At 50.6% G+C, this 19,523-nt stretch carries 15 protein-coding genes; 3 read left to right on the top strand and 12 right to left on the bottom strand.

The window, feature by feature from the left end; all coding sequences use genetic code 11:
* Window position 1: 1 nt before the first annotated feature.
* The 12 genes from HI950_RS19680 to HI950_RS19625 form a co-directional block, all read right to left on the bottom strand.
* Entirely contained in the window at window positions 2-880 is an 879-nt protein-coding gene (locus HI950_RS19680; protein WP_169087925.1) for a carbohydrate ABC transporter permease, read from the bottom strand.
* 2 nt (window positions 881-882) lie between these two features.
* On the bottom strand, window positions 883-3,234 hold the full coding sequence (locus HI950_RS19675) for a DUF5696 domain-containing protein (protein WP_169087923.1): 2,352 nt from the start codon (window positions 3,232-3,234) through the stop codon (window positions 883-885).
* A gap of 9 nt (window positions 3,235-3,243) precedes the next feature.
* On the bottom strand, window positions 3,244-3,861 hold the full coding sequence (locus HI950_RS19670) for a YIP1 family protein (RefSeq protein WP_169087920.1): 618 nt from the start codon (window positions 3,859-3,861) through the stop codon (window positions 3,244-3,246).
* Window positions 3,845-5,344, bottom strand: coding sequence for an NHL repeat-containing protein (locus tag HI950_RS19665; protein WP_169087918.1), 1,500 nt, complete (start codon window positions 5,342-5,344; stop codon window positions 3,845-3,847). The genes HI950_RS19670 and HI950_RS19665 overlap by 17 nt, the downstream gene beginning before the upstream one ends.
* Window positions 5,345-5,357: 13 nt before the next feature.
* On the bottom strand, window positions 5,358-6,218 hold the full coding sequence (locus HI950_RS19660) for a carbohydrate ABC transporter permease (protein ID WP_169087916.1): 861 nt from the start codon (window positions 6,216-6,218) through the stop codon (window positions 5,358-5,360).
* A gap of 6 nt (window positions 6,219-6,224) precedes the next feature.
* Complete coding sequence (locus tag HI950_RS19655; RefSeq protein WP_169088128.1) at window positions 6,225-7,184, bottom strand: carbohydrate ABC transporter permease; 960 nt, start codon at window positions 7,182-7,184, stop codon at window positions 6,225-6,227.
* A 2-nt stretch (window positions 7,185-7,186) separates the two neighbouring features.
* On the bottom strand, window positions 7,187-10,186 hold the full coding sequence (locus HI950_RS36765) for an extracellular solute-binding protein (protein ID WP_169087914.1): 3,000 nt from the start codon (window positions 10,184-10,186) through the stop codon (window positions 7,187-7,189).
* A gap of 168 nt (window positions 10,187-10,354) precedes the next feature.
* Window positions 10,355-11,776: an ABC transporter substrate-binding protein gene (locus HI950_RS19645; protein WP_169087912.1), complete on the bottom strand. Its 1,422-nt coding sequence runs from the start codon at window positions 11,774-11,776 to the stop codon at window positions 10,355-10,357.
* A 1,139-nt stretch (window positions 11,777-12,915) separates the two neighbouring features.
* Complete coding sequence (locus HI950_RS19640) at window positions 12,916-13,869, bottom strand: hypothetical protein (RefSeq protein WP_169087907.1); 954 nt, start codon at window positions 13,867-13,869, stop codon at window positions 12,916-12,918.
* A 5-nt stretch (window positions 13,870-13,874) separates the two neighbouring features.
* Window positions 13,875-16,088, bottom strand: a complete 2,214-nt coding sequence (locus tag HI950_RS19635) for a heavy metal translocating P-type ATPase (protein WP_187768130.1) — start codon at window positions 16,086-16,088, stop codon at window positions 13,875-13,877.
* Between the two features lie 119 nt (window positions 16,089-16,207).
* On the bottom strand, window positions 16,208-16,408 hold the full coding sequence (locus tag HI950_RS19630) for a copper ion binding protein (protein WP_169087905.1): 201 nt from the start codon (window positions 16,406-16,408) through the stop codon (window positions 16,208-16,210).
* 16 nt (window positions 16,409-16,424) lie between these two features.
* The gene (locus tag HI950_RS19625; RefSeq protein WP_169087903.1) at window positions 16,425-16,778 is read right to left on the bottom strand and encodes a metal-sensitive transcriptional regulator; all 354 of its coding nucleotides are present in this window, start codon (window positions 16,776-16,778) and stop codon (window positions 16,425-16,427) included.
* Between the two features lie 221 nt (window positions 16,779-16,999).
* On the opposite strand from HI950_RS19625, the gene HI950_RS19620 reads away from it, so the two are divergent.
* From HI950_RS19620 to HI950_RS19610, 3 genes are read left to right on the top strand one after another with little or no spacing between them, the layout of a single operon-like run.
* A complete protein-coding gene (locus HI950_RS19620; RefSeq protein ID WP_169088124.1) occupies window positions 17,000-17,743 on the top strand; it encodes a glycerophosphodiester phosphodiesterase in 744 nt (247 codons plus the stop codon).
* A complete protein-coding gene (locus HI950_RS19615; RefSeq protein WP_169087901.1) occupies window positions 17,743-18,945 on the top strand; it encodes an SLC45 family MFS transporter in 1,203 nt (400 codons plus the stop codon). Before HI950_RS19620 ends, HI950_RS19615 begins: the two co-directional genes overlap by 1 nt.
* Before the next feature lie 35 nt (window positions 18,946-18,980).
* Window positions 18,981-19,520, top strand: coding sequence for a hypothetical protein (locus HI950_RS19610; RefSeq protein ID WP_169087899.1), 540 nt, complete (start codon window positions 18,981-18,983; stop codon window positions 19,518-19,520).
* The last annotated feature ends 3 nt before the right edge of the window (window positions 19,521-19,523 follow it).

Raw genomic sequence — 19,523 nt, 5'->3', positions numbered from 1 at the left:
TCTACCCCCTACCTTCGGTCGCTGATAAGCTTTTGCGGAATATGAAAAACACGACCGCCAGCACGACCGAAATGACTATAAAGTAAATCCAGCCCATTGCGGAGCCATACGCGTAATTATTCGTTTTAAATACGTTGTTCATAATGTGATTCATAATTTGATTATCCGTTTTGGTAAACGAGTTTACGACGCTGTAAAGCGTATTTACGAACATCATCGGCATAATCATCGGGAACGTAATTTTCCAGAAGCTCTCCCATTTCGTCGCTCCGTCGCATTTGGCCGCTTCGTAAAGCGCAGGAGAAATCGTCTGCAAGCCGGCGATGAAAATCAAAATTTGCACGCCTGAATCCCACATGACCAGTGTCAGCGAATCCGCATATTGAAGCAGCGGGTCCAATATGCTCTCCGGTATAAACGCATTCAGCTTGCTGTAAAGGTCATATTGGTAAAAGATCGGGAGCTGGGCTGCGCCCTGCTCCAGCAATTCTCTTAAAATCGCGCCGGATGCGATAATGACCGGCAGGAAGAAAATACCGCGGAATAACGTGCGGCCGCGAAATTGGCGATTGAGCAGCAATGCGCTGAACATCGCAAAGATTAGAATGAGCGGAACTTGCGAGAGCATCGTCGTCAGCGTCCCTTGCAGCAGCGGAACAAAATCGATATCCGTCGTGAAGGCGGCGCGGTAATGGGTGAGGCCCGTATAGGAGGCCTTTAATCCTTCCTTCGTAACCTCCAGATTGTTAAGCGAATAATAGAGAGACTTGCCGAGCGGAATGACCATGAACAGCAAGAAGCCGATGATCCAAATGGAAATGAACGAATAGCCCTCAAAGATGTGACGGCCTCTCATCGAGAGTCCTAATTTTTTGCCCATGCTCATTCCCCTCCGTTCTGCATGAGGTAGCCTGCCGCAGGAACCGAAATGCCGTCAACCGTGGCTTCAGCTCCGCCGTAATTGACGATGACCCTCGTTCCATTCGCGTATGTCGTTCTGAACACGTTGCTGCTCAGCTTCTCATGATCCGCAATCGGCTGATTCGAGATCGCCTCATAGATTTGTTCAAGCTCCTTGTACTGCTCGGCGGCGTCATCGATCCACGTCGTATATTGCGAGCTCCAAAGCCGATCCTCCAACGTTCGCTGAAGCTTCGTCGTCGGCTCGTACGTCAGCTCAAGGCTTGGCAGAGCACCGTATTCCACGCTCCGAAGCAGCTCATTTTGCGCATCGTTTCGCAGGTTCATCGCATTAGCTGTGTAAGGAACCAGCCCGCGCACCGCAATTTGATAGAAAGGAACCGTCTCGTCATTGTAAATAAAATGGCTGGAATCGAGCGGTGCCCCGCTGATGCCGTCTATATGTCCGAGCATATACGCAAAGCCGTAATCGACGGATGTGCCGCCCGTTGCTTCCCGAATCGCATCGGCAGCCTTCACCCATGCGGCCGCTGTCTCGCCGCGCGATGTTTGCGACTTCGGATCGATGTCGGAATAGAGCGTATCCCCCCAGTAAGCAAGATGAACGCCGGATATACCCAGATTCGCGTAATCCTTCAGCTCTTTATTCAGATGCTTGCTGATGACGCGTTCCGGCTTCATCCAATAATAGAGCCTGCTGTCATCGTTCCATCTGCTGCCCACGAAATAATCAGTGCTCGGCGCGACCTCACGGTCCATGCCACGAATCGCATCCTTCGTTTCCTTCATGCCGTCGCTCTCCGAGAAGGCGCGGGCATAGTTCGCTTCCAAATAAAGCGATACCCCTTTGTTCGCGGCATAAGCAGCCAGTTCCTTAAGATCCTTCGCTCCACCCAGCTTCTTCTCCACAGGGAAGTGATCGGGCTGATCGCCGTACAAGCCGTCATCCGACCACCCGGAGAACGTCAGCTCGAGGTTCGCGATCCCCTTTTGCTGGAACGCATCAATCATTTCACGCGCCTGATCAAACGTTGTCATCGAAATAAACGTGCTTCCCAGCACCTCATCGCGCATAATGCCGCCAAGCAGCTTCACCCTGACAGGGACTTCCGTTTGCTCAGCAGGTTGAAGGCCTTGCTCTTGCTGCAGGTATTTGCCATATGCCTTCGCCATGCCGACGTAATCCGCTTCCTTATCCTGCAGCAGCACATAACGCGTCTGCCGGTCACCTTTGATCCAGTTGCCCTGGAAGAAAGGAATTTCACCCGATGTTCCGATAAAAATAACGTCGCTCCACCGGTAGATAAATTCCGCAGACGTCCGGTAATACGAGATCGCGCGGATGCCGGATGGCGTTCCGTTGATCTTCGCATCGTATTGTCCCTTCGTTACGATTCCTAATGAGCCGGTCTCGCTTCTGTAGTTGCCGAATACCGGCAGCGCCACCAGCTCTTTCGGAGCCACCTTCTGTCTCCACATTTGGTCGATGTTTTCATGCGACTGCGTGACGTAAGCAGGGTCAGCGCCGTAAATGATTTCCGAATAGCCGGCAAAATATTGCGGATGCTTCGCGCTGTATTTCATAAGCGCCCCCGAGCCGTCCGGCAGGAAAATCGCGCCGTCCTCGGTATCCGCTGCGGCGTTCCAGAACGGCAGCGGCTCGATGCTCACGAACTTCGCTTTGCCTGCTTCTTTAATCGAAGCCTCGGGAATAGTAAGCTCGAAGCCGTCCTCGACCAAGCGATACTCGATCGCAAATTCAAGCTCTTCCTTCACGAATTGAAAGGTCACCTTCGCTCCGCCGTCGATCGTCTCGATCTTCAGCTTATTTTCCTTTTCCTTCGCCAAATAGGTTTGAACCGTATCCGAGCCCTCCGTATACTTCACGTGAACGGCCGCGTCCATAAACTTTTTATTGTTAGGCATCGTCGTTCGAGGCAGCTGCGGCGTACCTAGCCATTCCTTGCCGGTCCGTTTATCCACGAGGCGAACGTTGCCTGTCTTCTCATCGATGTACATTTTGTAGCCGGCGTTTTCTGCTACCTCCTTCGTAGCAGAAACGGGATACAGCTTCACTACTCCCCCGGCAGCGGGCACCGCAGTGCCAGTTGAAGCCGCTTCATCCGGCGCTTCTTCGGCAGCTGACGTAACCGCATCCGCATCCGCGGCAGTCTCCTGCGCCGCAGCCTCATTCTTGCCAGCGTCAGCTTCCGCCTGCACTTGAAGCTTGTCTTCCGCGGTCCCGAAGTGAGGGAATATGCTGACAACGAGCAGCAGCACCGCAATAACAAGCCATTTCCGTTGTTTCCTCATCTCGTACACCTACCTTCGGAAGTTTATTTCTTTGAACATGTCTACGACAAAGTTAATGAGCTGATTGACTAAGCCAAACATCAGAATGCCAATAAACCAAATAATCAAGATGCCAACGATGCTCAGCAGCGTAATCCAGATCATTTTCACCAATTCGAAATCGTGAACGATTCTGACCTTCAGCAGCAGCAGCCAACCCACCCAATAGATCGTGAAATTAATGAGGAACGAATAAATGCCGCTTTCATCGAGCGCCAGCACATTGGTAAGCAGCGTGATCGGGATGATGAAGATTGCATAAGGCACCAGCGCGAACGCGCTGCCGACGAACACTTCCTTAAACTTTCCTTCTCCCTCAAGAATCGCGCTTACGCCCCAATTGGACACCGTCCACGTCAGCCAAGGCACGACGATCCAGATCAGCTCATGCACGAGAGAAACCTCATAGTTTTCTCTCGTCTCGAAGGCGTAGCCTGTAATTAAAATCGCAATCATTCTGGCGACGTAAGCAAGCGCGACGATAAACAGCGCCTGCCCCCATTTAATGCGGCCCGGCTCCTGAATGTCGTGGAAAAAATCGATCGGGTGCACAAGCACTTGCCGCATCATTTTAAACGTTGCGATCATGCTGCACCCCTCCCTTCATGTGAACGGCTTTAGCGGTATTGCGGGCTGCCAGAATAACAGACATCCTTCGCCATAAGAAAGGAATGACGTACCGCAGAGCAATGATAAGGACAATGATGGCAAGGCATATCCAAGCAAAATGCTCTCTAATATATTCCTTCCGGTATTCCTTGAACGCGACCGAATAATCAAAGCGTGATCTTGCCAGCTCAAAATAGGTCATTGCGTCCTTATAGTTTTCCGCTTTGTAGAGCGATTTGCCGATCGCGAGATAGGCTAGGTCGAAGTTGGCGTTCAAATGCAGCACCTCGTTCCACATCCCCTCCGCTTCCTTATATCGCCCGTCTACGAACAGCCGCGATGCGTCATGCACCAGATCGGCAAACGGCGTCGTGCGGAACAAATCGATCCGGTTGCGCCCTTTGTCTACCACGTATACCGTTCCATCCTGCGACTGCGCAAGGCTGGACGGCGTGATGAACAAGCCGTTCTGATCCCCGAGCCCGCCGAACACGAACAAGAAATTGCCAAGCTTGTCGTACTGGTAAACCTTGCTGGATTGCAGATCAAGCGCCGTAATAACGCCGTCCTTGTCTACAGCTAGGTCAAGAAACGAAGGCACCTCGAACGGGCCGGCATCGAAGCGTCCGCCGTACCTTTTCGGAACGATATTGAGCGTATCGACGCCTACGGGCGACAGCCGCTTCAATTGGTTCATTTCCGTTCCAAGCGTCGACGTATAAATGAAGCCTTCCGCATCCTGCACCGCATTCGAGAACTCCAGCGGCTTCACGACAGACAGCTTCGCCTTCTGCTCATCGGTCGCGACGAGCTTAACGAATAGCCTGCTCCAGCTGAAGCCGACATGGTTCGCGCCATAAAAGCCCTTGAATTGTCCGTTCGGATCAATTTGGATAAGCCCCTGCGTATTGCCGTCGCTCACGACAAACATATAGTTGCGCTTGTCGACGAGCAGCTTCGACGGGGAATACGAGAAGGTCGCCCCAAGCAGCGGGCTTTCCGGCTTTCCGAACTGCTTGACGAACTTTCCTTTTTGATCAAAAATAGCGATTCGTTGATTTTTGGTATCCGCAACAAAGACGGTCCCGTCCTGCTTCACGTAAACACCCTTCGGCTCGTTCAGCATGCCGTCGCCTTCCGCGTCGCCGATAATGTTCAGCACCTTATGATTCGTATCCAAATGCACAACCCGGCTATTTCCGGTGTCGACCACGTAGATCGTTCCGTCATCCGCCAGAAAAATATCCTCCGGGGCATTGAACGGACCCGATTCCAGGTTGAAGCCGTCAATCGAGCTCTCGTACATGTACCCGTTAATCGAGTGAACGTCCTGGCCCAGCTTGTTCCTCGTATATCCCTCATAAGGAGAAGCCGCGAACGTTTGAACCGGCAGAGCTGTAACTAGCATCAGTATGGCGATAGCCGTACTGACTACGAATCGGAATATCGTAACCTGCTTCATCCCGGTTGTCCTCCTACTCTTTCAGACCTGAATGCGCCATCGTTTGCAGCACCAGGCGCTGCGTGACGATAAAGACGATAATCGTCGGCACAATCATCAATAAGCTGGCGGCTGCGAGCGTGCCGACACGCGCAACGACCCCGTAACCGCCGCTTAACGTCTGGATGGCCAGCGGCAGCGATTTCATATCTTGATCGGTCGTATACACCATCGCCGGGTACGGATCATTCCATGCCGATATAAAGCTGAATAAGGCAAAGGTTGCAATCGCCGGCTTCAGCATCGGGATGACGACGACCCAGAACACCTTCCATTCGGAAGCGCCGTCCATCCGCGCCGCCTCAAGCAGGGCGTCCGGAATTTGGCGCAAAAACTGCGTCATCAGGAACATCCCGATCGGAGCCGCCAAATAAGGCAAGATCATCGCCCAATACGTATTGATCAGACCGATTTTGCTAATAAGCAAATATTGCGGGATTTGCACGACCATCGGCGAGAACATGATCGCAAGCACAACCATGTTGAAAATCGCGCTGCGGAACGGCATATTGTGCTTCGCCAGCGGATAAGCGGCCATCGCCGACACGATAATTCCGAAGCCGACGATGCAAGAGCTGATCAGCAAGCTGTTAAAAATAAACCGTGAAAACGGAACGCTTGTTGTTCCCGTTATTAGCAATAGATCGCGAAAATTGATGAGCGTCGGATTGTTCACGAAAAATCGCGGCGGGAACAGGAACAGCTCGCTTGTCGGTTTAAAGGCGGTAGACACCATGTAAACGAGCGGTGCAAGCATCAAGAGACCGAACAACGTTAGAAATAGATAAAGGAAAAAGCCGCCCCAATCCTTCCTGCCTTTCACTGCGCCAGTCATATCGGTTCAGTCCTTTCCTAGCCATTTGAATATGAGACGGTTGAGTCCAATCATCATGACGAACAGCACGACCGCAATCGCCGCAGCATAACCCATCTCAAACTTGATAAAGGCGTAATCGAATAAATGCGTCAAAATCGTATGGCCCGCATAAAGCGGACTCGGCAATCCGACGAGCTGCACGCTGACGTCGAATACGGTTAGTGAGCTCACGACTTGAAGTACTGCCCCGAATAGCAATTGCGGCTTAACCGATGGAACCGTAATATAGATTAGCTGCTGCCATCTGTACTTAATTCCGTCGATTTCCCCTGCTTCGTACAAATCTTTTGGAACGTTTTGAAGTCCGGCTAGAAAGGCAAGGAAGCCTACCCCCATGGACATCCATAGCGAGACGATAATGATGACGGGAACGATCGAATTAATATTTTGCAAAAATAAATAAGGCTCGTCGATAATGCCAAGCTTCGATGCAAAATAGTTAAGCAAGCCCTTGCGGTCGCCCGCGAACAGATAGAGCCATACGACTGACATCGCCGTTGCGCTCGTAATCGAAGGCGTGTAATAACATAGCGTATAGAAAAAACGGTATTTTTGCGGGATTTGGCTAATGAGCCAAGCCAGCAGAAACGCCATTACGTAGCCGACCGGGCCGGTAATAAATGCAAATTTCAGCGTAATGCCAATCGCTTTCAGGAAGATATCGTCGTCAACGAACAAGAGCCTGTAATTGGATAGGCCGATAAATCGAGGCGCCTCCAAGATGTTGTAGTACGTGAAGCTTAGTACTACCGATGTTACGACCGGAACAATCGTAAACAGCGTGAACAGGATGAGAAACGGGGCGAGAAACAGGTACGATACCCTGTTTCTCTTCATTTCCTGCCACAGCAAGGACATTTTGCCCGGCTTGCGGAGGCGCTCCGCTGCTGGAGTGGACGCGGTTACCGCCGGTTCTGTGTTCATTTTCACGGACTGTCGCCTCCTTTTGAAGCTGCCTGATCGGTCGATTCGTCGTTTAAGCCAAATTCCTCGCGCTTCTTGCGCAGCTCCTTATCGATTTCCTTAACGCCTTCCTCCACCGCTTCACGCGGTATTTTGCCGTTCAATACAATTTGGTTCCAAATATTCGCGATATGCCTTGTCGTGTAGTAACCGCCAATGACAACCTCGCGCTCCTTGAACCATTCCCACTGCTCGAGAATCGCCTCAATATCGGACGACTGCCAAGGCATGCGCTGCAGCGCCTCAATATTTGCCGTATTCCATCGCGCCTCAACGCCAAGCAGCGCTTCAAGCTCGGACCCGAATCTTTCCTGCGTATCGGCACTGGTCCACCATTTTAGAAACTCCCAAGATTGGTCCTTCATATCGGTGTCTTTGAAAATCATGCCCGTTTGCGCGAGGCCGCCGGTTGAACGGTTAATTTGCCCGTCCTCTTGCGGGGTGCCCGGCATCGGCTTCATGCCCCACCAGCCGGTAAGCTCCGGCGCGGCTGTCGACAACAGCACGTAGGTGGAGTAATCCGCCACCCCTATCGGCATTTCACCGGAACGGAAGCGGTTATAGAAATCGGCCTGCTTCGAAATTTTGAAGTTGGTAAACAGCCCCGTCCACAGCTTGAACGCCTCCATCGCCTCCGGCGAATCAAGGTTCGAGTATTTGCCGTCTTCACGGTAGAACTCGCTGTTTTGCTGGAATAGGAACGGCGCGAATTCATTGATCGCAAGCGCCGGATTATTCGGTGCATGCGGGTAGAAGAAGTCCATCCCGTTCTGCTGCAGGATCGGAATGAGATCCATCACTTCCTGCCACGTATCCGGCATTTGATCCTCTTTGATGCCTAGCTGCTGCATGATATCCTTGCGGTAGAACAGCATGTTGAAGTTTTGATTTTCCGGGAGCGCGTAGCTGCCGCCGTCATACTTGTACGGAATGAGCGCACCCGGTCTGAAGCGGGCGGCTACCTCGTCATAATCTTCGTACTCCTCCAAATTGACGAGCCCGTTGCGAACCGCGTAATCAATCGGAATTTCGCCCTCTACCCCGAGCGCGACATCCGGTGCAAGACCGGCCGTGCTCGCAAGCAGAAGCACCTGCATTTGCTGCGCAGGGATTACGTTGACGTTGACCTTAATGCCCGTTTCCGTCGTAAAGTCCTCGTCGATCATTTGCTTGATGATGTCGACCCAGTCACGGCCTCTAGCTACCCATACGTCCAGCACCTTTTCGTCTTCATACACGTTGCCGATGCCGCCGTAGTTTTTCGTAAAGGAGCTCGTAAAGTCGTAAAGCATCGTGCCCGTTCTAGCCATCCAGCCCGCCGCCGGAGTCGGCCAAGCGGTATCAGGCGATTTGATAATGAGATAATCGAGCAGCAGGCTTTGCTTGCTCAGCCCGTTCACCCATGTGCCAAGCGATGCCTGCAAATCGTTGAATTGCAGCATCCGGCCAGGAATCGAGGTCGTCTCGCCAGACATGCTGAGGAGAACGTCGCGCGCCTCGTAGAGCGTGCTTACCTCAGAGCTGCCTTCATCAACGCCAAGCGCGTACAGCCCTTTGATCGTCTCATCGAAGCTTTTGGCCATAAGCTGCAGGCGCGGCACGAGGTTTGCAATATTTTGCTCCAAGCGCCAGTCGCCGTTGGGATCGGGATTTGTTCCCGTTACTTGAATGACCTCGCGGCCGAGCAGCGACATTTTGCGGGTCGTATCGGTAACTGTCTCAAGCATCCGTCCAAGCGCCCCGACCTGTACTTCCATCCGAATCGTATGCTTGCCCTTCTCCAAATAATAGAGATAAGGCTCCTTGCTCTCGCTATCGCCGCCAAATTTCGAAATTTGGAATTCGGACTTGTACGGGAAAGAGATTTCATTCATTTCTTTAAAAGGAAGCTCGCCGTCAATCGTAACGCTGCGCTGCGTCGGCATCCCGTTTAGGAACCATTGCCCGTAGCGGGCGCCGATTTCGTACAAGCCGCTCTCCGGCACCTCGACCTCCCACTCGGCCCACTGACCGCCAGTCCGCCAGCTCGCGCCTCCGAACGTGTTGAGCACGATTGAATCCTTTTTGAACGGCTCCGTTGCCGGCTCACGGTCCTCGATGCGCTTGAGCGTCGGATCGGATTTCAAGGTCGACAGCTCGGCTTGCACTTTAATGAGCTGGCCTGCCGTTTTCTTGTAGCCCTTCTGCTCATACTCGCCAGCTACCTCTGCATAAGTCGGCGTATGCTTGGGCGAATAAATATCGATTTGCCCGATTGCCGCCGGCTCGCGAACCGCTTGAAGGCGGAGCGTATGCTTGCCCTTCGTCAAATAGAAGCGGAACGGCTCGTACGTTTTGCCCTCCGCATCGCGGAAATCGCGATATTGCCAGCCGGCCGTCTCTTCCCTGCGCGGGTTGAACTCATTGCCTTGATTATCGAACCAAGGCTCGCCGGCTTCCTTCCACATCCGCTGGAATTCCAGCTTCTTCGCTTGGTAAAACGGATATTTGCCATCAATCTGCACGCTTCGAACGATGGATGAGCGCTTGCCCTCCATCGCGAAATAACTCATGCCCATTTGATAATAGCCATCCTGCGGCACCTCAAAGGCATAATCTACCCAGCTGTCCTCATCGATTAACGCAAGTGCTTGGCCAGCCTGATCGCCGAGGCCCGATTCCATGCGAGTCCCCGTTTCACTAATTGCCAAATAATCAGTGGAGGCAAGCGTAACGCTGAAATCCGTTGTGTCCGCAGCCCCCTGCTCGTTCCAGCTGTCTACATATTTATTAAAAGACGGCTCCAGCTTGCTGCTGGCGTCTTCACCTTCCAAAATGGACGATTCATCGATTCCCGAATCCAGCGTTATGCCAGCCATTGCGTCATCGTTATAGCCTCTTGAGTTGTTCCACCATAAGAAAAAGCAGATCAATGCGGCAATGACAATCAATGTTACCTTATACTTGCTTAGCCAACGAATCACCAAGGAGCACCCCCTTGCCATACTAGCGTAAACGGCTTGCGTCACCCTCAGGCGGCGCAGCTGCCGTTTCGCAATGAAAGCGAGAATTTTTTTTGCATGAAAATGCCGAATCATCCTTCAAGCGGAAGGATGATTCGGCCCAAGCAGAAGCGAAAGTTGACGCAGCAGCTACTGCTGCAGCTCTTTGAGCAGTTTTTCCTTCTCAGCCTTCAGCTTGTTCTCGATGTTTTCTTGCGCTTGCTGTATTGCCGTTTTCGAGTCGATATTTTTATCCAGCGCAGCGAGCACACCTTCCACCCATAGCGGCCACGCTTGGCCGTCAAGACGAGTGAAGCGTCTTACTGGAATCAAGCTTGCAAGCTCATTGTAGAACTTGTAATCCTCTTGGTCGCCAAGGTACGGATTCGTATGCGAGAGGTACCATTCTTGGCTTGTAATATGCTTGTAGTCCGGTTGAACGGATTGCTCGATCCACAGCTTCCATGCCGCTTCGGAGGTCGTAATGAACTCTACGAACGCCCATGCTGCATCTTTGTTGCCGCTTTGCGAAGGAATAACGAATGTCGAGCCGCCCATTCCCACGTTCAGTCCGAATGGCATTGTCGTAGCTCTCCATTTCCCTTTTTGATCCGGGAAGTTAATTTCGAGGTCACGCGCGCCGTAAGTTCCCGCTACGTACATCGGAGACTCGCCTTTTTTCACGCGCTGCTTGCCTTTGTCGCTGTATATGCCGTCATGCGGAGCAATTTTCAATTGGTTGACCTGCTTCGAAATATCTAGAAATTTCACGAATTCATCCGTATTGCGGACCCATTTCATTTCGCTGTCATAGTAGCCTAGCGAGTCGCCAAGCCAGTGAACCGGTGAATCACGCCATTCCATCGAGAACTTTCCGTTTGCTTTCAAGGTTTGAGCCAGCGTGAAGAAATTGTCTGGATCTTGAATGTATTCGCCAAGCTCGGCAGGGTCGGAAGGCAAGCCAAGCTCTTCAAAAATGTCTGCGCGATAGTACGTTACGGCTGGCGTAACATCCCACGGCATGCCGAGCAGCTTGCTGCCGTCTATGGATGACCAGCGGTTCCAGTTGTACTCGGACACCAGGCTTTGATATTTGCCTGCGTCGTATTGCGGTTGAAGCAAATCCTCCAGCACGTTTCCTGTGCTGTAGCGCGTGAATTGGCCTTGCTCGACAAGCGCCACATCCGGTGCGCCTTTGCCTGCCGCGAGCGTCGTTTGCAGCTTATCGTGCAGATCCGCAAATGGTACAAAAATCGTTTTTAGCTTAATGTTCGGATACGCCTCGTTGAACGCCTTTTGAAGCGCAGCATCCTTCTCTTTATTGTCAAGGAACGTCCAGAACGTCACTTCGCCGGAAATCGAAGGATCTACTGTTGATTTGGCTGTCCCATCCTCCGGCTCGGCATTTTCTGCTCCCGCCTCGTTTGTTGGCGCTTCCTTGTTGCCCTCGGTATTCGCAGTCGTCGTTTCTTTGCCGTTGTTCACGGTGTTCGTTCCCGCCCCGCTGGAGCATGCCGTAACAAGCATGATAAGTGCCAACATAAAAATGAAAGTGCTTGCAATCTTTTTCATCAAAAAATCCTCCCTCGAATTTTTAAATAAAGCGTTTACATTTAATCGCTTAAGCGATATAGTCATTAATACCTTTCACGATTTGTCGTGACAGGCGCAATCAATCACTTGATTAATATATTTATTAATCAGAACTACCGCTTACTTGAAGCAAAGAAACTTTCTTTTTGTCTAACAGGCTGTTATGACTCCCTTTAGTAATCAGCAGCTTCAAGCGCAGACGGCATCAAGCCTGTACAACACCCGTTTTCTTTCAAAGGATAAGCAAGGAATTAGTACAACTAATTTGAATGCTTACATTTTAATCATTTTATTAACGCCAATGACGGGAATGAGCTGAAAGCCTCATAATACCCGATCCCTTGTTCGGATTATGTTTCACCTCCACACGAAATAACTAATATGTTAATCAATTAATGGTTTTATTACATGATTAGTTTAACACGTATTTTTAGGTTTTCAACCCCTAATTTGGGTTTCTTTCAATTTTCATGGGAAGCGTTTTCTTTCATATGCAGCACGCCTTCTGAAAACCCGCATAGCAGCGGGATTTCTCCCCGTTTCCCCCTTTAGCGAATGGACAAAAAAAATCACCCTCAAGGGGTGATTAGCATTTTTGTAAATGATTATAGCCTTTAAAATTCAAGTTCACAGCCTCTTCCGTACCAAAATCCACTAACTTAATTGATCTTGTTTTTTCTTTTTGTAGTAGCGCTTAATTAAATCCATCGCAGCAATCACAATCAATAATAGAACAGATTGCAATAAAGGCTTAACTAAACTTGTTTGATCATAGATAAAGTAAGCAAATATGAAGTTCCTTATGAAAGTAATAAAATATCCCAATATTTTAATCATCTCATTTCAGGTTCAAGGTTTTATTGCCGGAGATGCTCCTACATCCTTTGGCAAGGAACCGAAAGTACCATTTGATTTTTTAAAATTCTCGACTGTCTCATCTCATAAATTTATAATAAAGGTAAAATTTGAAATTCACTGTAGTTCAAAAGTATGGTTGAATGGATCGTGCAAAACAAGTTTTGGACAACGATTCATCCTCAACATGCAAAAAAATCCCGATGACCCCTATGTCATCGGGATTAGCTACAGCCGTTACTAACTTTTTCATCAACCGAAACTTACTTCAGCTCGACCGTAAATGGAATGATAAACGATTTGTCTCCGCGCTGAAATTGACCCCAAATTTTATATATGCCCGGCTCTGGAAAGCTTGTCGAGAACTCGGCGGTCGGACCGCTCTCATTGCCTTCCTTCGGATGAACATGCAAATAACGATTCAAATCCTCGCTCAAAATAACGACATGTCCAATCGCGCCTAAGTAAGGCTGCAAATCGGTTATCGGCTTTTTCGTCTCTGCATCGCTTAGCGTAAACGTTAAATCTACCTCTTGCCCCGACTTCAGTGACGATATGTCCAAAGAGGCGGCAACGCCGTCTATGTCTTTCGTAAGCGTTGCATCAGCTGCCAGCGGCTGCGCAGCTTGCTTCTTGCCGTCAGCCTTGATGAGCGACGTCGCCGTCTTCTGGGAGGAGCCTGTCGGAATAAAATCCGCAAACAGCTTGTACGACCCGCCTTGAGGGAAGGCGGTTGTCACTTCAAATTTCCCCTTCCCTATATAATCGGGATGAATATGGCTGAACGCCGACAAATCCTCGCTGACGATGATAAGATGCATCAGCTTCTCATGATTGACGTCGTATTTCTCGATTGGTTCTCCAGCCGCATCAGATACGAGCAGCTCGATCTTTGTTTCCTCGCCCGGCTTTGGACTCTCCGGCGAATAGCGCCATTCCAGCTTCACGTCTGCTTGATCGCTGCTTTCGATTTCAGCCTTGCCGCCATGCTCGCTATGATCTTCCGCTGCTTCATTGCCTGGAGCATTCGTTGCCGCATCAGAAGCATGCCCGCTATGCTCGTTTGCCGCTGCCTCCTTCCCATTCGTTGCTGCATGCTCCGCGTGTTCAATCTTCGATGCACTGCCGCAGCCTGCAGCAAGCAAGCTTAGCACGATTAAAGCTGCTGCTGCGGAGCGTTTGCGATATTTTGTCTTCTGTGCGCTTTCCTTAAACATCTCGATCATCTCATCCTTTGCAGCCTAAGCGCATTTAGTACAACGGATACCGAGCTTAATGCCATCGCGGCTCCCGCCAGCCAAGGAGCAAGAAAGCCGGCTGCCGCTATCGGTATTCCAATCACATTGTACGCGAGCGCCCAGAACAAATTTTGTTTGATATTGGCCATTGTCACTCTGCTCATCCGAATCGCATCGGCGATGCTGTTCAAATCTCCGCGCATAAGCGTTATATCCGCGGCTTCAATCGCTACGTCTGTGCCTCCGCCAATCGCCATGCCGATATCGGCTGCTACGAGTGCAGGCGCATCGTTCATCCCGTCGCCTACCATGGCGACCTTTCTTCCCTCCGCTTGCAGCTCTTGAACGGCCTTCGCCTTCTGCTCCGGCAGCACCTCGGCAAGCACGCGGTCTATCCCGACGAGGCTTGCGATCGCCTTCGCCGTGCGTTCATTGTCACCGGTCAGCATGATGACCTCTAGACCCATTTCCTTCAGACGTGCTACGGCTGCCGCCGACGTTTCCTTAACCGTATCGGCTACAGCGACGAGGCCAGCGTATGTCCCGTTAACGGCAATAAGCATCACCGTCTTGCCTTCCGTTTCCATCTGCTGCTGTTCTTGCAAAGCAGACACGATGTCTACGCCATGCTTCTCCATCAGCTTCCGGGTGCCTACTAGCAATTGTTGACCTTCAACCTGCGCTTCAATCCCAAAGCCCGGAACCGCCTCGAACTGCTCGGCATTCGCCATGACGATGCCGCGAGCCGCAATGCCTGCGACGAGCGCTTCCGCAACCGGATGCTCCGAGCTTCGCTCCGCTGCGCCAACCCAACTGAGCAGCTTTGCCTCCTCGAAGCCAGCAGCAGCTTTAACATCGGTTAACTCCGGTTTTCCTTTTGTTACCGTACCGGTTTTATCCAGCACGACCGTATCAATATGATGCGTGCTCTCCAAATGCTCTCCGCCCTTGAACAAGACGCCTAGCTCAGCCGCTCTGCCTGAGCCGGCCATAATCGAAGTCGGCGTTGCAAGACCGAGCGCACAAGGACAAGCAATGACAAGAACTGCAATCGCCTTCTCCAAAGCATTCCCGATGTCCCCCGGCTCCACGACGAAAAACCACACCAAAAAGGCAATGAGAGCCAAAGCCGTTACAATCGGCACGAATATGCCCGATATACGGTCCGCAACCCGCTGGATCGGCGCTTTCGAGCCCTGCGCTTCCTCCACGACTTTAATAATTTGCGCAAGCGCCGTCTGCTTGCCGACTTTTTCCGCTTGCATGCGCATGGCGCCGTTTTTATTGATCGTAGCGCCGATCAACGTGTCGCCCTGGCGCTTCTCCACAGGCATGCTCTCGCCGGTCAGCATCGATTCGTCGACCGTAGAAGCACCATCCAGCACGATGCCGTCAACAGGGATTTTCTCGCCGGGCTTCACGATCAGCACATCGCCTGCGACGACTTCCTCAATTGCCACACGCTGCTCCGAGCCGTCCCGTATGACGATAGCCGTTTGAGCTTGCAGCCCCATAAGCGTCTTGATCGCTTCGGATGATCTTCCTTTTGCCAAAGCTTCTAGCAGCTTGCCAAGCACAATCAATGTAATCAATACGGCGCTCGTTTCATAATAGAGCTCTACCTCATGCGCTCCATGTCCGTTCTGGCTTAATGTTTGCAGCGTTACGTAGAGACTATAAAAGAAAGCGGCCGATGTCCCAAGCGCCACAAGCACATCCATATTGGCTGACCCGTTGCGCAGCGCTTTAAACGCTCCCACGTAAAACGGCCAACCGATAATGAACTGAACTGGGGCAGCTAATGCCAGCTGGAACCATGCATTCATAAACAACTCCGGCACCGGTATGAAGTCAGTGAAGGAGAAATGCCCAGCCATCGCCCACAGCAGCGGCAAGGAAAGAAGGATCGCTACGCCGAGGCGAAGCTGCTGCATTCTTATTTCACGCTTCTTGTAATCGCCTGCGCTCTCGTCCGAATCATCGGCCAGCTTAATCGTGCCGTAACCCAAATCTTTAATTTTTTTCTCCAGCTTGGCTTCATCCATCATTTGCGGATCATAACTGACGGATGCGCGCTCTAATGCCAAATTCACATTCGCCTCTACGCTTTCCATCCGGTTGAGTCCCTTCTCAATCCGATTGGCGCATGCTGCACAGGTCATACCTGTAATTTGAATCGTCTTCTGTACTTTATCCACGCTTACTCACCTACCGTGTATATACCCTCACGGGGTATATTTTATTGTAAAAAAAGAGAGGCTTACGAAGCCTCTTCATGAATAGCTCACATGCTCATTGTTGCTCGATTGCCCTTCTCTTAAACAACGTCGTAGCCTTGATCTTCAATTGCCGCTTTGACAGCTTCAATCGTTACCTTTGACTCGTCGAACTCAACTGTTACTTTCTTATTCGCCAAATCCACCTTGCCTACTGCTCCTGCATTGCTGACCGCCTTCTCAACCGAGCTCACGCAATGTCCGCATGTCATGCCCTCTACCTTCAATACCGTGTTTGCCATTTTATATTCCCCTCACTTATTTCATTAGTTTGTTAACGGTAACCAGCAGTTCATCAATAACTTCGCTTTCGCCTGCTTGAATGCGTTCGACGATGCAGCTTTTCATATGGCCCTCAAGCAAAAGCTTGCCGACGCTGTTGAGTGCGGATTGCGCAGCCGCGATCTGATTAAGCACGTCATCGCAGTAAGTATCCTTCTCGATCATCGCCTTCACGCCTCTAATTTGTCCTTCAATACGGTTGAGCCGCTTCGTTAAATTGTCCTTCATCTGCTCGGAGTGGTGACTCTTGCGCGGACCAGCCGCAACGCAGCAGTCATCCGAAGCATGAGAATGCTCTTTCGACTCATCGTTTATTATGCGATTGTTCATTCAACATACCTCCATGGGGTATCTGTTTCTGAATTCAATATATCATACCCCCACGGGGTATGTAAATAGTCTTTTTTATTTTGTTTTTTTATTCCGGTAAAGGCACTTTAAATCTAACAGGCAATATGCTACGATCCAAATAATCAACTGTAAATTTTCTACAGCGATGCTAGGCAAATAGAAGCCAACAAGTCGCTTTCAAACAGAGAGGATGAATCGTTATCAAAACAACTATTAATTTTGCCCATCGCGGAGCAAGCGGCTATTGTCCCGAAAATACGCTTAGCGCATTCAAAAAAGCGCTTGAGCTAGGCGCTACAGGCATCGAAACCGATGTTCATTTAACGAAGGACGGCCGTATTGTGGTCATCCATGATGAATCCTTAGCGCGAACGACCGGACTAAACAAACTAGTGAAAGATACCGATTACGAGGAGCTTGCAGACTTGGATGCCGGGAGCTGGTTCGCGCCCTCATTCGCAGACGAGCGAGTTCCTGCTCTGGAGCAGCTGCTCGAGCTTCTGAAATCAACCGATACCATCCTCAATATCGAGCTCAAAAACGACCGCATTCAATATAAAGATATCGAGAAAAAAGTAATCGAGATGGTTCGCGCTTATCATATGACCGATCGTGTCATTCTATCCAGCTTCAATCATTATTCACTCGTCCTGTGCAAGCAGCTCGCGCCCGAAATCCGCACCGGCATTTTGTATATGGAGGGTCTATATCGCCCATGGGATTACGCCGCAACGCTTCAAGCTGACGCGCTTCATGCCTACCATTATGCCGTATTGCCAGATTGGGTAGCCGAAGCTTCCGAGAAGGGCATTGACTATAATCCTTTTACCGTTAACGATATACCTAAAATGGAGAGGCTTCTTGACGCAGGCGTTGCCGGAATCATCACTGACTATCCTGATCGTTTGGCAGATTTGCTGATTAGGAGAGGAGCACAGGCGTAATGAAAAAAACATGGCTGCTCGGGTTCGGTTTTTTCAGCATCAGCATCACATGGGCGCTGTACAATGCATTCGTCCCTTTTTTTCTTGAGAAGTTTTTGACGAGCACCGCGCTTATCGGGTTCATGATGACGATCGACAATTACTTCGCCTTGTTTTTGCAGCCATGGATCGGAAGCCGCAGCGACCGCACGAACAGCCGTTTCGGCAAACGAATGCCCTACCTGATCATCGGCATGCCGCTAGCCGCCTTGTTCGGAGCGCTCATTCCTTGGCATACCAGCCTGCTGACGCTCGTATTGTTTATGGTATTGATGAACCTGTCGATGAGCTTGTACCGATCTCCGACCGTCGCGCTTATGCCCGATATTACACAGGACAGCAAGCGGACGCAGGCGAACGGCATTATCAACTTCATGGGCGGCATCGGCTCCATACTCGCCTTTGCCGGAGGCTCGTTTCTCTATGAGAAGCATTCCTCGCTTCCGTTTCTGTCAGCATCCGTTTTGACGCTTATCTGTTTAGTCATACTCGTTTACGTCATTAAGGAAAAACGAGATGCGATTGCCTACACGCCTGCTGAGGAAAAAAACGCAGTATCGTTCAAAGGACAATGGAACCGACCTACCATCTTCCTGCTAGGCGCAATCTTTTTCTGGTTTCTATCCTATCAAGGCGTCGAAGCCTTCTTCACCCTATATGGCAAAAACCATTTGCAGCTGACTGAAGGCCAGTCATCGTTCTCGCTTGCCTTTTTCTCGCTCGCTTTCGTTCTGGCCGCCATTCCAAGCGGGTTATTAGGCAATCGCTTTGGCAAAAAGCTCATTATCTCGCTCGGCGTCATCGGCCTTATCATCATTTTTGCCGCCATCTCATTTGTGGACGCTCTGCTGCCGCTTCGCACATTGCTTATTCTAGGCGGCATTTGCTGGGCGATGATCAATATCAACTCCTACCCCTTTATCGTTTCGCTTGGAAAGGAGCAAAGCATCGGCACACGTACAGGCATCTATTACCTGATCTCCTCGCTTGCCGCCATTGCCTCGCCGCCGCTAATGGGAGGATTGATCGATTTGCTGGGCTACTCGGCGCTGTTCTACTTCTCATCGGGGGGCATGGTTATCGCTTTGCTGTTCCTTCTCTGCGTCAAGGATAAGGGGCTGTCTAGAGCTACCACAGAGTCTAACGCTTCGACTAGTCTATAGGCATAATAATAGTTTGCGCTAGGTGGGTTTAAAAGATGCTGTTCTTACATCACTATTACGATGATTCAACGGGGCCGTTTTGTAATTTATCTGACCTGGCATTGGGCGAGGCAGAAATTGTACTTCAAGAAATTCGTCTGCAAAATAAGGGTTTCGCGAGCAAAAGATCTCCTGACTATCTCGAAGTAAGGCGAAGCCTCGAACTACGGGCAAGAGAATTGTTTATTCTCAAGGGCGGCAAGCCGGTTCGGAACCATCCCCACTATATGACCATCGGGAAATGCCCTTGGCTTTTGGATTGGTATCCGCGAGGCAGAGAACTGCAAATTTCAATCGAGGAGTTTGCTCCTGCCACAATCAGCTTCACATACGGAGACTTGTTCCCAACTATGAGGTACGAGGACGGAAAACCTTATCGAGGTCAGGTCTATACGCTCCAAGAGATTTACGAGGTCATCCATAAGTACGGATTACCGCAGGCTTGGAACTCTGATGGAAGCAAAGGACCGGAGCGTTATATCGAAGTGCAGATTTGGGATGACGAGCCCATACGAAAGATCATATCTATCCTTTAAAAA

The organism is Paenibacillus sp. PL91 (assembly GCF_012935325.2).
GTDB lineage: Bacteria > Bacillota > Bacilli > Paenibacillales > Paenibacillaceae > Pristimantibacillus.
This window is presented reverse-complemented; position numbering and strand designations above follow the sequence as displayed.

Bases quoted from the DNA above. Each gene is read 5' to 3' on its own strand.
- HI950_RS19680 (WP_169087925.1), bottom strand. From the start codon at position 880: ATGGGCAAAAAATTAGGACTCTCGATGAGAGGCCGTCACATCTTTGAG.
- HI950_RS19675 (WP_169087923.1), bottom strand. From the start codon at position 3,234: ATGAGGAAACAACGGAAATGGCTTGTTATTGCGGTGCTGCTGCTCGTT.
- HI950_RS19670 (WP_169087920.1), bottom strand. From the start codon at position 3,861: ATGATCGCAACGTTTAAAATGATGCGGCAAGTGCTTGTGCACCCGATC.
- HI950_RS19665 (WP_169087918.1), bottom strand. From the start codon at position 5,344: ATGAAGCAGGTTACGATATTCCGATTCGTAGTCAGTACGGCTATCGCC.
- HI950_RS19660 (WP_169087916.1), bottom strand. From the start codon at position 6,218: ATGACTGGCGCAGTGAAAGGCAGGAAGGATTGGGGCGGCTTTTTCCTT.
- HI950_RS19655 (WP_169088128.1), bottom strand. From the start codon at position 7,184: ATGAACACAGAACCGGCGGTAACCGCGTCCACTCCAGCAGCGGAGCGC.
- HI950_RS19645 (WP_169087912.1), bottom strand. From the start codon at position 11,776: ATGAAAAAGATTGCAAGCACTTTCATTTTTATGTTGGCACTTATCATG.
- HI950_RS19640 (WP_169087907.1), bottom strand. From the start codon at position 13,869: ATGTTTAAGGAAAGCGCACAGAAGACAAAATATCGCAAACGCTCCGCA.
- HI950_RS19630 (WP_169087905.1), bottom strand. From the start codon at position 16,408: ATGGCAAACACGGTATTGAAGGTAGAGGGCATGACATGCGGACATTGC.
- HI950_RS19625 (WP_169087903.1), bottom strand. From the start codon at position 16,778: ATGAACAATCGCATAATAAACGATGAGTCGAAAGAGCATTCTCATGCT.
- HI950_RS19615 (WP_169087901.1), top strand. From the start codon at position 17,743: ATGAAAAAAACATGGCTGCTCGGGTTCGGTTTTTTCAGCATCAGCATC.
- HI950_RS19610 (WP_169087899.1), top strand. From the start codon at position 18,981: ATGCTGTTCTTACATCACTATTACGATGATTCAACGGGGCCGTTTTGT.